This is a genomic window from Pseudoduganella albidiflava, assembly GCF_004322755.1.
Taxonomy (GTDB): domain Bacteria; phylum Pseudomonadota; class Gammaproteobacteria; order Burkholderiales; family Burkholderiaceae_D; genus Rugamonas; species Rugamonas albidiflava.
The window spans coordinates 6,311,358-6,324,290 of sequence record NZ_CP036401.1 but is presented as its reverse complement, the minus strand read 5'-3'; the positions used below and the strand labels follow the sequence as shown (position 1 = coordinate 6,324,290).

General features: G+C 63.2%; 11 protein-coding genes. 5 read left to right on the top strand and 6 right to left on the bottom strand.

Annotated elements, in window-relative coordinates:
* The first annotated feature begins 18 nt into the window (after positions 1-18).
* From EYF70_RS26305 to EYF70_RS26290, 4 genes are all read left to right on the top strand, one after another.
* The gene (locus EYF70_RS26305) at positions 19-1,494 is read left to right on the top strand and encodes an RNA polymerase factor sigma-54 (RefSeq protein WP_131148024.1); all 1,476 of its coding nucleotides are present in this window, start codon (positions 19-21) and stop codon (positions 1,492-1,494) included.
* 140 nt (positions 1,495-1,634) lie between these two features.
* On the top strand, positions 1,635-1,991 hold the full coding sequence (gene hpf, locus EYF70_RS26300; RefSeq protein ID WP_131148023.1) for a ribosome hibernation-promoting factor, HPF/YfiA family: 357 nt from the start codon (positions 1,635-1,637) through the stop codon (positions 1,989-1,991).
* Positions 1,992-2,162: 171 nt separating this feature from the next.
* Positions 2,163-3,245: an enoyl-CoA hydratase/isomerase family protein gene (locus tag EYF70_RS26295; RefSeq protein WP_131148022.1), complete on the top strand. Its 1,083-nt coding sequence runs from the start codon at positions 2,163-2,165 to the stop codon at positions 3,243-3,245.
* A 7-nt stretch (positions 3,246-3,252) separates the two neighbouring features.
* A complete protein-coding gene (locus EYF70_RS26290) occupies positions 3,253-4,269 on the top strand; it encodes an amidohydrolase family protein (RefSeq protein ID WP_131148021.1) in 1,017 nt (338 codons plus the stop codon).
* Between the two features lie 541 nt (positions 4,270-4,810).
* On the opposite strand, the gene rapZ is transcribed toward EYF70_RS26290, so the two are convergent.
* From rapZ to ilvA, 6 genes are all read right to left on the bottom strand, one after another.
* Entirely contained in the window at positions 4,811-5,674 is an 864-nt protein-coding gene (gene rapZ / locus EYF70_RS26285) for an RNase adapter RapZ (protein WP_131148020.1), read from the bottom strand.
* A gap of 40 nt (positions 5,675-5,714) precedes the next feature.
* Positions 5,715-6,968 (bottom strand): cation:proton antiporter, encoded by a 1,254-nt coding sequence (locus tag EYF70_RS26280; protein WP_131148019.1) that lies wholly within the window; start codon positions 6,966-6,968, stop codon positions 5,715-5,717.
* Positions 6,969-7,438: 470 nt separating this feature from the next.
* Positions 7,439-8,374 (bottom strand): HPr(Ser) kinase/phosphatase, encoded by a 936-nt coding sequence (gene hprK, locus EYF70_RS26275; RefSeq protein WP_131148018.1) that lies wholly within the window; start codon positions 8,372-8,374, stop codon positions 7,439-7,441.
* 35 nt (positions 8,375-8,409) lie between these two features.
* Positions 8,410-8,892: a PTS sugar transporter subunit IIA gene (locus EYF70_RS26270; RefSeq protein ID WP_131148017.1), complete on the bottom strand. Its 483-nt coding sequence runs from the start codon at positions 8,890-8,892 to the stop codon at positions 8,410-8,412.
* 317 nt (positions 8,893-9,209) lie between these two features.
* Positions 9,210-10,043 (bottom strand): NADPH-dependent 7-cyano-7-deazaguanine reductase QueF, encoded by an 834-nt coding sequence (gene queF / locus EYF70_RS26265; RefSeq protein WP_131148016.1) that lies wholly within the window; start codon positions 10,041-10,043, stop codon positions 9,210-9,212.
* A 252-nt stretch (positions 10,044-10,295) separates the two neighbouring features.
* Entirely contained in the window at positions 10,296-11,828 is a 1,533-nt protein-coding gene (gene ilvA / locus EYF70_RS26260; protein WP_131149360.1) for a threonine ammonia-lyase, biosynthetic, read from the bottom strand.
* A gap of 384 nt (positions 11,829-12,212) precedes the next feature.
* On the opposite strand from ilvA, the gene EYF70_RS26255 reads away from it, so the two are divergent.
* The gene (locus EYF70_RS26255; protein WP_131148015.1) at positions 12,213-12,707 is read left to right on the top strand and encodes a YqaA family protein; all 495 of its coding nucleotides are present in this window, start codon (positions 12,213-12,215) and stop codon (positions 12,705-12,707) included.
* Positions 12,708-12,933 lie beyond the last annotated feature (226 nt).

The window sequence follows — 12,933 nt, the reverse complement described above, 5'->3', positions numbered from 1 at the left end:
ACCAGCTCCTAATCAGCCATGAAACAGTCTTTGCAACTGCGTACTTCCCAGCACCTCGCGCTGACGCCGCAATTGCAGCAGTCGATCCGGCTGCTGCAATTGTCCACGCTGGAGCTGCACCAGGAACTGGAACAGCTGCTGACCGATAACCCGCTGCTGGAGCGGCTCGACGATCCGCTCGACCGCTCGGTGCGCCTGCTGGCCGATGGCGCGATCAACACGACGCAGGGGACCGGCGAGGCGCCACCGGAAGGCGGGCCGCCGCAGGATACGCCCGCCGCGCCGGAACCCGAGCCGTTCGATGGCGGCGAAGGCGAAGGCCTCGATACCGGCGCCGGCGATACCGACTGGAGCAGTGCCGGCAGCAGCAAGGGCCCGGACGACGACGATTCCCGTCCCCAGCTGGAAGCCAGCCACCGCAGCCTGCGCGAGCACCTGATGGAGCAGATGCGCGTGACCGTGCTGGAGGCGCGCGACCGGGGCCTGGTGGAACTGATCATCGATGCGCTCGACGATAACGGCTACCTCGAGGAAAGCCTGGAAGAGATCCACGAGCGCATGCCGGAAGAGCTGGAAATCGAGATCGGCGAATTGCGCACCGCGCTCAACCTGCTGCAGAGCTTCGATCCGCCGGGCATCGGCGCGCGCAACGCGTCCGAGTGCCTGGCGCTGCAGATCCGGCGCATGCCCGGCGTGCCGCTGGTCACGCGGCGCATGGCGCTGTGCATCGTTGAAAAACACTTGCAGTGGTTTGCCCAGCGCGACTTCAACAAGCTCAAGAAGGCGCTCGACTGCGACGACGAAGACCTGCGCGAAGCACAGGCCGTGATCCGCCAATGCAATCCGCATCCGGGCGCCGCCTTCGCGGCCGACGTGTCAGACTACGTGGTACCGGATGTGGTGGTAAAGCGGGGGCGCAACGGCTGGATCGTCACGTTGAACAACGACGTGATGCCCCGCCTGCGTGTCAATGCGCTGTACGCCAGCCTGCTCAAGCAGGGCAAGGGCGAAACGCAGATGAATGCACAGCTGCAAGAAGCAAAGTGGCTGATCAAGAATATGCGCCAGCGCTTCGACACGATCCTCCGCGTGGCGCAGGCCATCGTCGAACGGCAGAAGAACTTTTTCTCGCATGGCGCGGTGGCAATGAGGCCCCTTGTGTTGCGTGAAATAGCTGATACACTGGGCCTACACGAGAGTACTATCTCTCGGGTAACAACTCAAAAATATATGCTGACGCCGCATGGCATGTTTGAGTTGAAGTACTTTTTTGGCAGCCACGTTGCAACCGAAGCTGGCGGGGAAGCATCCTCGACTGCGATACGGGCGCTGATCGTGCAATTCACAGGAGCCGAAGACCCGAAGAACCCTTTATCCGACAGTAAGATTGCGGACATGCTGGGTGAACAAGGCATGGTGATTGCGCGACGCACTGTTGCCAAATATCGCGAAGCATTGAAAATTCCCCCGGTCAGCCTCCGCAAATCGCTATAGCAGCTCGTTGCAAGCGCATTTGCAAACCCCTTTGCAAGCCCTTGCGGCAAATCCTGGTAGTGCTTGGGTTCCTCTGCGCCGCCTTGCCTGTTTTGGCGGATAACGCACGAACCTGTTATATCTTCTTTAGGAGTGTGTGTATGAATCTGACCATCAGTGGACACCATATCGACGTTACCCCTGCCATTCGCGAGTATGTGCAGAACAAGCTGGAACGCGTTAGACGCCATTTCGATCAGCTGATCGATGTAAGTGTGATCCTGAGTGTAGATAATCTCACCGAGAAAGAGAAAAGACAGAAAGCCGAAATCAATCTGCGCATGTCGGGCAAGACCGTATTCGTTGAAAGTGTCGCCCAGGATCTGTATGCGGCCATCGATACTCTGATCGACAAGCTGGACCGCCAGGTCATGAAGCACAAGGATAAAGTGCAGAACCACAACCACGAAACCATCAAGCACCTGAGCGAGGCCGAGATCCCCGCATCGCCCGCATAACGACGGGCGCAGGTCGCGGTGGCAGAACTGCTCCGGTTCTGCCACCGCTGCAACCGCTACAACAGAAGGGCGCGCGATGCGCCCTTTGTTACGTCCGGGTCCAAGGTTTACGTCACACACGCCGCATCCATGGCTAGAATGAGGCCAATAACGACAACGATGCGAGACACCATGACCGACCACGTCCATACCAAGGTGCGTAACGGCACCGGCTTCATCACGCTCGACCGGCCCAGGACATTGAACTCGCTGTCACTCGACATGATCCGGGCGATCACCGGCGCGTTGCTGGCCTGGCGCGACGACGATGACATCGCGGCCGTAGTCATCCGCAGCAGCACCGACAAGGCGCTGTGCGCCGGCGGCGACATCCGCTTCTTCCATGCCGCCGGCGGTGCCACTCCGCAGGGCGGCAGCGCCCAGGTCGAGGATTTCTTCACCGAGGAATACGCGCTGAACTACCTGGTGCACTGCTTCCCGAAGCCGTACGTGGCCATGATGGATGGCGTGGTGATGGGCGGCGGCATGGGCATCGCCCAGGGCGGCCCGCAATGCGGCGTGCGCGTGGTAACCGACCGCACACGGCTGGCAATGCCCGAGGTGAACATCGGGCTGTTCCCGGACGTGGGCGGCAGTTATTTCCTGTCGCGCGCGCCCGGCAAGCTGGGCCTTTATCTCGCGCTGACGGCGCTGGCGATCGGCGCCGCCGATGCGCTGTACTGCGGGCTGGCCGACCATTATGTTCCCGCCGCCGAGCTGCCGTTGCTGGCCGACCTGGTCGGCTCCACGGCGGGTGCCGGGCTGCGCGAAGCGGTCGCCATGTTCGCCCGGCCGCTGCGCGGCGAGGCGGGGCCGTCGGAGCTGCAGGCGCACCGTGCGCTGATCGACGACCATTTCGCGCACCGCTCGGTGGCCGGCATCGTTGCTTCGCTGCGCCGCGACGATCATCCGTTCGCGCAGAACGCACTGGCCGCGATCGCGCGGCGTTCCCCGCTGATGCAGTGCGTGACAGCCGAGATGCTGCGGCGTGGCGCCACGATGGGCATCGCCGATTGCCTGCGCATGGAGCGCAACCTGGTGCGCCGTGCGTTCGAACATGGCGAAGTGATCGAAGGCGTGCGTGCGCTGGCGATCGACAAGGACCATGCGCCCCGCTGGAATCCGCCATCGCTCGAGGAGGTAAGCGATGACACCGTGGCCCGCTTCTTCGAGCCCGCATGGCCCGCATGGGCCCATCCGTTGCGCCACCTGTGAGCCTGCCATGAAACGCCGTGATTTCCTTGCTTTGCCTGCCGCCGCCGCCGCAGCGCTTGCGCTGCCCGCATGGGCCCATGATGCACCGGTTGCCGCACCGCAGGCCGCGGCGCCGCCGGTGGACGCTCCGCTGGTGGACCACCACCAGCACCTGTTCAGCCCGGCGATGGCCCGGCTGCTCGATACCGGCGCCGGCGGGCCTTCGGTGATCACGGCGAAGGATCTGGTCGCGCTGCTCGATACCGCCGGCATCCGGCGTGCCGTGCTGCTGTCCGTCGCCTATGTATGGGGAAGCCCGGCGCGCAAGATCGAGGACGAGCTTGCGAAGGTGCGCGCCGAGAACGACTTCAATGGCGCCCAGGCCGCGCTGTATCCTGGCCGGCTGCTGGCTTTCTGCAGCATCAACCCGCTGAAGGACTATGCGCTGGAAGAACTGGAGCGCTGCGCCGCGCTGCCCGACCTGAAGCATGGCTTGAAGCTGCATTTCGGGAATTCGGACGTGCAGCTGGAGTTGCCCGAACACGTGGCGCGGCTGCGGCAGGTATTCGCCGCGGCGAATGCGAAAAAAATGGCGATCGCCGTGCACATGCGGGCGTCCATTTCCAGGCGCCGTCCGTACGGCGCCGCGCAGGCGCGCATTTTCCTCGAGCAGCTGTTGCCTGCCGCGCCGGACGTGACGGTGCAGGTCGCGCACCTGGCCGGTACCGGCCCCGGCTACGGCGATCCGCCGTCCGATGAAGCGCTGGGCGTGCTGGCCGACGCCATGGCAGCGCGCGATTCCCGCACGAAACGCCTGTGGTTCGACGCTGCCACGATGGCCAATCCGGAGATCACCCCGCCCCAGCGGGAACAGCTGGCGAAGCGCATCCGGCAGATCGGCACCGAGCGGATCCTGTTCGGCTCGGATGCGGCCGCCGGCAAGAACCTGCGGCCGCGCGAAAGCTGGGCCGCGTTCCGGCAACTGCCGCTATCGGAGGCGGAATTCAAGCGGATCGCGGGGAACGTGGCGCCGTATATGCGGTGATTTTTTGGTGTGCGCCTGCAAGCGCACACTCCTTTGCATCGCCTAGTGCTGTTCCCGATGGCGAAACAGGGAATTCGCGGAATGTATTCCGCGCCTGTGTAGCGGTGTGCGCTTGCAAGCGCACACTCCTTTGCACCGCCTGACTTAGTGTTGCTCGCGGTGGCGAAACAGGGAATTCGCGGAATGTATTCCGCGCCTGTGTAGCGGTGTGCGCTTGCAAGCGCACACTCCTGTGCATCGCCTGACTTAGTGTTGCTCGCGGTGGCGAAACAGGGAATTCGCGGAGTGTACTCCGCGCCTGTGTAGCGGTGTGCGCTTGCAAGCGCACACTCCTTTGCATCGCCTAGTGCTGTTCCCGATGGCGAAACAGGGAATTCGCGGAGTGTACTCCGCGCCTGTGTAGCGGTGTGCGCTTGCAAGCGCACACTCCTGTGCATCGCCTGACTTAGTGTTGCTCGCGATGGCGAAACAGGGAATTCGCGGAGTGTACTCCGCGCCTGTGTAGCGGTGTGCGCTTGCAAGCGCACACTCCTTGCATCGCCTAATGCTGTTCGCGATGCCGCAACACCACCCGCTCGCTCGCATTGAAATGCCGTGCGAGCCGCTCGGCCATGTAGACGGAACGGTGCTGGCCGCCGGTGCAGCCGATGGCCACGGTCAGGTAGCTGCGGTTGTCCGTCTTGAAGGCGGGCAGCCATTTTTCGATGAACCCGCGGATGTCGCCGAACATTTCCTCGGCGCTCGGCTGTGCATCGAGGAAGGCGATCACGGGCGCATCGCGGCCGTTCAGCGGGCGCAGCGACAGGTCGTAGTACGGGTTGGGAATCGCGCGCACGTCGAATACGAAGTCCGCGTCCTGCGGCACGCCCACCTTGAAGGCGAACGATTCGAAGAACAGTGTCAGCGGTGCATTCTCGCTTTCGACCAGCTCCTTGATCCAGGCGCGCAGCTTGTTGGCGGAAATTTCCGACGTGTCGATCACGTGGCCCAGTTGCTCGATCGCGGACAGGCGCTCGCGCTCCTCGCCGATGCATTCGATCAGCGTGCGGCGCGCGGCCGGATTCTTGCCCGGATGGAGTTCGTGCGACAGCGGGTGGCTGCGGCGGGTTTCCGAGAAGCGGGCCACCAGCGAATGGGTGCTCGCCGTGAGGAACATGATCTTCACGTCGTGCCCCAGTTCGCGCAGCTTGCGCACGTCGCCCGGCAGGCTGGAGAGCGAGGCCGCGCTGCGGGCGTCGACGGCCACGGCCAGCGCCGCGGTGCCATCCTCGGCCAGCGTGGCAACGAGGTTTGCCAGCAGGGCTGGCGGCAGGTTATCTACACAGTAATAGCCGGTGTCTTCGAGGACGTTCAGGGCCACCGATTTGCCCGAGCCGGAAATGCCGGTAATGAGGACGATGCGCATGGGCGCATGATACCTCAAAACGGCAGGGGTACGGACGGTCTCAGCGCCGCCAGAAACGATCGAGCAGCGGCGTCACGCTGGTACCGTGGACAACGATCGACAGCATGATGACAGCGACCGTAATGCTGATCAGGCTGCGCGCCAGCGGCTCCGGCAAGCCATGGGTGATCGCATACATCAGGTAATACAGCGAGCCGATGCCGCGCACGCCGAACCAGGCGATGATGACGCGTGTCCGCGTGCTGCCACGGCCGAGTGTGAGAAGCACGCTGGCGGGGCGCGCCACCGCGAACAGGAACAGCGCGGTGGCCCAGCCGCGCCAGTCGTCGAGCCAGTACACGGCGGCACCGCCCAGCAGCAGGACCAGGGTCAGTTCCGACAGCCGCTCCAGGTGCTCCTTGAACAGCAGCGAATTGGCGGAAATGGTGTCCTGCACGGGCTCGACGCCATTCTCGGTGATGATCGCCTTGCCGCAGCGCGCCGCCAGCGTCAGCTCGGTCTGGCGCAAGGCCACGCCGGCCGCGAACACGGCGAGGAAACCCCACGCCTGCACCGAGACGGTCAAGCCATACGACACGGCGATCAGGCCCAGGCCCATCAGGTCATCCAGCACTTCGTGCTGCGGCCGGTAGCGGCGCAACGCATGGCTCAGCCGCGCGAGGCCGGACCCGCAGGCACAGCCGATCGCGATGCCGCCGATGGTGCCCCACAGCAGCTCCATGCCGAGCCAGTGCAGGCCATGCGGCCCCAGGTCATGCAAGCCGAGCAGGCCCAGCCCCAGCATCACGAACGGGAAGGCGCTGCCATCGTTCATGCCGGCCTCGGAGCTGAGCGAAAAGCGCACCGGATCCTTGTCGCCGGCATGGCGCAGCTGCACGTCGCTCGCCAGCACCGGATCGGTGGGCGCCAGTATCGCACCGAGCAGGATGCCGGCGCCGAGCGGCAAGTCCAGCACGTAATACGCGAACAGGGTCATCAGCAAGACCGATATCGCCATCGCCAGCCAGGCCAGGCGAATCGACGGCAGCCAGCGCGGGATCGTCACGGGGACGGGCATCTTGATGCCTGCCGAGAACAGCGAGATCAGCACGGCCACTTCCGTCAGGACTTCGAGCAGCGGCGCTTCCACGAGCGGATCGAAGGACAGGATGCCCAGGCCGAGCGGCCCCACCACCAGGCCAACGGCGAGGTAGATCATCGCGGACGTGAAAGGGAGATGAGCGATCGGCGTTCCCCACAATCCGCGCGCCAGCATCAGGCAGCCGATCAGGAGGAACCACTGGAAGGTCGGCATGGAGGAGTACCAGGACTGCGAGGCCCGATCTTACCGGCTCACGGCCCAGCGTGGCGCCAGCGACAGCGGAGCAGGAGTGGAGCAGGGGTTTCGCAGAGCACTGCTCTGTGCCTGCGGAACGATGTGGCCATGCATGGCCACAGCTTCACCGAGCATGCTCGGTGCTGCGGAACGGTGCACGCTTGCAAGCGTGCACTCCTTGGCAACGTTGCAATGAAGGGGACTTCAGTCCCCGCTCATTGCCTGCCGTTGGTGGAACAGAAATTCACCGAGCCTGCTCGGTGCTGCGAAACGGTGCTGCCTTGCAAGGCAGCACTCCTCGGCAGCACTGCAATGAGTGAGCGACTTCAGTCGCCACTCATTGCTTGACGCTGGTGGAGCAGGGGTTTCGCAGAGCACTGCTCTGTGCCTGCGGAACGGTGCACGCTTGCAAGCGTGCACTCCCTGGCAACGTTGCAATGAAGGGGACTTCAGTCGCCACTCATTGCTTGACGCTGCCGCTCCATGAACTCCTGCAGCGTATCGATGCCGCGCAATTGCAGGATGGTGTTCCGTACGGCGGCTTCCAGCAGCACCGCGATGTTGCGGCCGGCGGCAACCGGGATCACGACCTTGCGAATCGGCAGGCCCAGCACGTCCTCGGTGGGGAACTGGAAGGGCAGGCGCTCGACTTCTTCCTCGAGGGCCGAGCGGCGCACCAGGTGGACGATCAGCTTCAGGCGCATCTTGCGGCGCACCGCCGTCTCGCCGAAGATCGCCTTGATGTCCAGCAAGCCCAGCCCGCGTACTTCGAGCAGGTTCTGCAGCAGGGGCGGGCAGCGGCCCTCGATCATGTTCGGTGCGATGCGGGAGAATTCGACGGCATCGTCCGCCACCAGGCCATGGCTGCGGGAAATCAGTTCCAGGCCCAGCTCGCTCTTGCCCAGTCCGGAATCGCCGGTGATCAGCACCCCTACGCCGAGCACGTCCATGAACACGCCGTGCATGATGATGCGTTGCGCCAGCTTCTTCGACAGGTACACGCGCAGGAAGTCGATCACCTGGGCGGCCGGCAGCGGCGTGGAAAACAGCGGGATGTTCTTTTCGTCGCAGATCGCCAGGATGTCCGGCGGCGTTTCCAGCCCTTGCGCCACGATCAGCGCGGGCGGCCCGCCGGCGATCAGCTCGCCAATGACATGGGCGCGCGTGAGCGCCTTGAGCCGGTGGTAATAGTTGATTTCCTGGTGGCCGAACACCTGGATGCGGCCCGGGTGGATCGTGTTCAGGTGGCCTACCTGGTCGGCGGCCGAGGCGGCGTCGCCGGAGATCGTTCGTTCGCCGCCGGGAAAGCCGGCGAACCAGCCCAGTTGCAAAGTTTCCCGATTGTCGTCGTACAGGCGTTGAATCGTCAGGGGATTTTGCAGCATGGGCTTTTTTTATTGTGGAAGAGGCCGCGGCCCGTTCAGCCGGCGGCCTGCAAGCTGGGCTGCCAGTTCACGATGCGGCGATGCACGGACTGGGGATCGGGGTCGGTGGAGAGCGCTTGACGGAACCCGTCGTCCGAAAACATCTCAGCGATCTCGGACAGGATTTCCAGGTGCTGCTGGGTCACATGATCGGGAATCAGCAGGAAGAACAGCAGGTTCACTGGCTTGCCATCCGGCGATTCGAATGGAATCGGTTCGGCCAGCCGTACAAAGGCCGCCAACGGCGACTTCAGGCTCTTCGCGCCCTTGACCCTGCCGTGCGGCACGGCCACGCCATGGCCGAGGCCGGTAGAACCCAGCCGTTCGCGGGCAAACAGGTTGTCCGAAACGGTCGAGCGGGCAATCCCGCAGTTGTTCTCGAAAATCAAGCCTGCTTGCTCGAAAGCGCGCTTCTTGCTGGAAACTTCCAGGTCTAGCTGAACGTTCTCGGGCGAAAGGATTTTACTCAGGTTGTTCATAACGCGACGTAATTGGTGCGGCGCACAAAGGTGGCTGGCGAGCAGAATTATAGGCCTGTTTGTCCGCCGTGTAACCCGAAATTGCTCGGTCCGGCAACGGCGCCTCGTTACCGGCCAGCTTGCCATGCACGCATTGAAAAGTATCTGGAATAGCAAGCAATGCGCGTGGCGCTATTTCCACGTCAAAACAATGTCGAGCGCCGACATTTCACTCGCATGAATCCGCATTCACCGATTATTGCGCGTTTCCGGTGAACGTGCCGCGAGCATCCTGAAGCTGAGCATACTCTCAATATGGATGCTTTGCGCTGTCTCAATTATTGTCTTGCATTGCGTAAATTCGATGGCCGCCCGCCCTTGGTGAAGTTGCTGCGCCAGGGATTGATGTCGAGGCCGCCACGGCGCGTGTACCGCGCATACACGGTCAGATGCGCAGGCTGGCACTCGCGCAGGATGTCGACGAAGATCCGCTCCACGCACTGTTCATGGAATTCGTTGTGCTCGCGAAAGCCGATCAGGTATTTCAACAGGCTTTCCTGGTCGATCTGCGGGCCGGAATAGCTGATCTGCACGCTGCCCCAGTCGGGCTGTCCGGTCACCAGGCAATTCGATTTCAGCAGATGCGAGACCAGCACTTCCTCGACCGGCAATTCCTCGAAGTTGGCCTTCAGGATCGATGGCTGCGGCGAGTAATTGTCCACCTCGATATCCAGGCGGTCCAGCAGCAGGCCCTCCAGCTCGCCCATCTGCAGCTTGCCGAAATCCTCCTGCATCGTCAGCACCACATGCACGTTCGCGCCGGTGGCGGCGGACAGGTCCTGCTGCAGCAGGTCGCGCAGCGCCTCCGGGCCACCCAGCCGGGTCTGGTTGAACGAATTCAGGTACAGCTTGAACGATTTCGATTCGATGATGTTCGGCGAATCGGCCGGCACCGTGATCCGCGCCACCGCCACCTGCGGCTTGCCGCGCATGTTCAGCCACGACAGTTCATAGGCGTTCCAGATGTCGACACCGAAGAACGGCAGCGTGCCTGTCAGGCCGAGCTCGTCACGCTTGCCGATGCGCGGGATCGGAAACAGCAGCTCCGGCGCGTAATCGGTGCGGTAAGCGGAGTTCTTGCCGAGGGGAGAATGTTCGGGGGAGTTCGACATGGCGGGCCTTCTGGAACGGGACAGCCTGCCATGGTAGCGTAAAACGGGTACCGGCAACAGGCCCGGTCAGGTTCGGTGGCAGGCTCCATCTTCTGGAAACATTTCCCGGAAATTGGTGCCTGTCACCGTTTTTCAAGCCACCCACGATCAGGCATGGACCCCGATGCCGCTCAGGTGAGGAGAATTGGCCCTCGAGGCAGCGCTTGAGCCGTTGGTGTCCGACACCAGGCCGCCACCGCTGTTCGTCCCTGTTTACAGGAACAGCTTGTAGACCGGGTTCTGCGTTTCGTCCCAGTACCGGTAGCCGAGGGTGGCGAGGAACTTTGCGAATTCATCCATTTCTTCCGACGGCACCTGCAGGCCGATCAGGATGCGGCCCACGTCGCCGCCCTGCGAGCGGTAGTGGCACAGCGAAATGTTCCAGTTCGGCGCCATGCTGTCCAGGAAGCGCATCAGCGCGCCCGGGCGCTCGGGGAATTCAAAGCGGTACAGCAACTCATCCCGCGCCAGCGCGCTCTTGCCGCCGACCAGGTGGCGCAGGTGGGACTTGGCCAGTTCGTCGTGCGTCAGGTCCAGCGTGCGGAAATCGTGCTCCTCGAAGCGCCGTGCCAGCGCGCTCGATTCGCCGCGGTCGGCGATCTGGATGCCGACGAACACATGGGCCTGGTCCTGGTCGCTGATCCGGTAGTTGAATTCCGTGACGTTGCGCGGGCCGATCAGTTCGCAGAAGCGCTTGAAGCTGCCGCGCTGTTCGGCCATCGTCACCGCGAACACGGCTTCGCGGAACTCGCCCAGCTCGGCGCGCTCGGCCACGAAGCGCAGCCGGTCGAAGTTCATGTTGGCGCCCGAAGTGACGGTGATCAGCGTTTCATTGCGAATCGGATTCTTGGTCAGCTCGGCGCGCTCGATATACGCCTTGGCACCGGCCACGGCCAGCGCGCCGGACGGTTCCAGGATCGAACGGGTATCCGTGAACACATCCTTGATCGCGGCGCAGATCGCATCCGTGTCGACGATGATCACATCGTCCACGTACAGCTGCGCGAGCCGGAAGGTTTCCTCGCCGACCAGGCGCACCGCGGTGCCGTCCGCGAACAGGCCCACGTCCGGCAGGGTCACGCGTTCACCGGCCTTGAGGCTGCGCGCCATCGCATCGGCATCCATCGTTTCCACGCCGATGATCTTGATGTCGGGGCGGATCTGCTTGATGTACGCGGCCACGCCGGAGATCAGGCCGCCGCCGCCGATCGCGATGAAGACCGCATGGATCGGGCCGGAGTGCTGGCGCAGGATTTCCATGCCGATGGTGCCCTGGCCGGCGATCACGTCCGGATCGTCGAACGGGTGCACGAACGTCAGCTTCTGTTCCTTCTCCAGCGTGAGCGCGTACTGGTAGGCATCGGTATAGGACTCGCCGTGCAGCACCACTTCCACGTTGTCGCCGCCGCGCGCCTTGACCGAGTCGACCTTCAGCAGCGGCGTGGTGGTGGGCATCACGATCACGGCGCGGCAGCCCATGCGGGCGGCCGACAGGGCCACGCCTTGCGCATGGTTGCCGGCGGAAGCGCAGATCACGCCGCGCTTGAGCTGGGTTTCCGACAGGTGCGCCATCTTGTTGTAGGCGCCGCGAATCTTGAAGCTGAATACGTCCTGGATATCCTCGCGCTTGAAGTAAATGCGGTTCTGGCAGCGCTGGGACAGGTTCGGCGCCAGTTCCAGCGGCGTTTCGTGGGCGACGTCGTAGACGCGCGCGGTGAGGATCTTCTTCAGGTAGTCGGTAGTCATGGTCGGCAAACAGTTGAATCCAGGCGGATGGCGGATGCGAATCGCTCAAGACCCGGTTGGCGGTAGCCTGGGAAATGCGCGAGCAGTGCGCGAAGGAGGGCAGGGGTGCGCGGGGATGGTGCGCGCCTGCTCATTCGTGCGGGGTTGACAGGTGTCGGATCATTATAATGGGAAGCTTGCGCTACCCGCCAAATCTTCACCGTGCCTGGTCGAGATGGCCGGCATGTCCGAAACCGCATGAGCGAATTTGCAAGAGTCAACATGAACCACCAGCATGAGCCAACAGCATGAGCCAACCCGCATGAGCCAACCCGCATGAGCCAACCCGCATGAGCCAACCCGCATGAGCCAACCCGCATGCGCCACCCGCATGACTGAAAATGCATGATTGAAAACGCCATTGCCTGGCTGCTGGCCTTCCTGGCCGCGCCGGAAGTGGGGTTGACGTCGGTCTTCATCATCTCCTTTGTTTCCGCGACCCTCGTCCCCCTCGGCTCCGAACCGGCCGTCTTCGCTGTCTGCAAGGCCAATCCCGAACTGTTCTGGCCCGCGATCCTCGTGGCCACCTGCGGCAACACGCTGGGCGGCATCGTCGATTACTGGATGGGGTATTACGCCAAGGCGGCGTTCGCGAAAGAGCGCGAGAGCCGCTGGTTCGCCTGGCTGTCGCACTACGGCGCCAAGACGATGCTGCTGTCGTGGGTGCCCGCCATCGGCGATCCGCTGTGCACGCTGGGCGGATGGCTGAAGTTGCCGTTCTGGCCCGCCGTCGGCTACATGGCGATCGGCAAGTTCGCCCGCTACCTGACGATGACGGCGGCGCTGTTGTACATTCCCGATGGTTTCTGGCGTTCGCTGGTCCACATGCTGGGCGGCTGAAAACGCTGCACTTTATTTTGCTCGACCGGATTCGGCGCACGTTTTTGGCATTTTCGCATGCCAAAGCTGCATGGATTTTGACGATCAAGCCAGCTGGCCAAATATTATTCTGTCACTTGACGTTCACGTAACCCGGCAAAAAATAGGGGTGTTGGGGCGTGGTGCGCCGCAATAAGCTAAAATGGACCCCTTAGTGACCATCTCCAGCGTCTTCTGTATCCCCCGC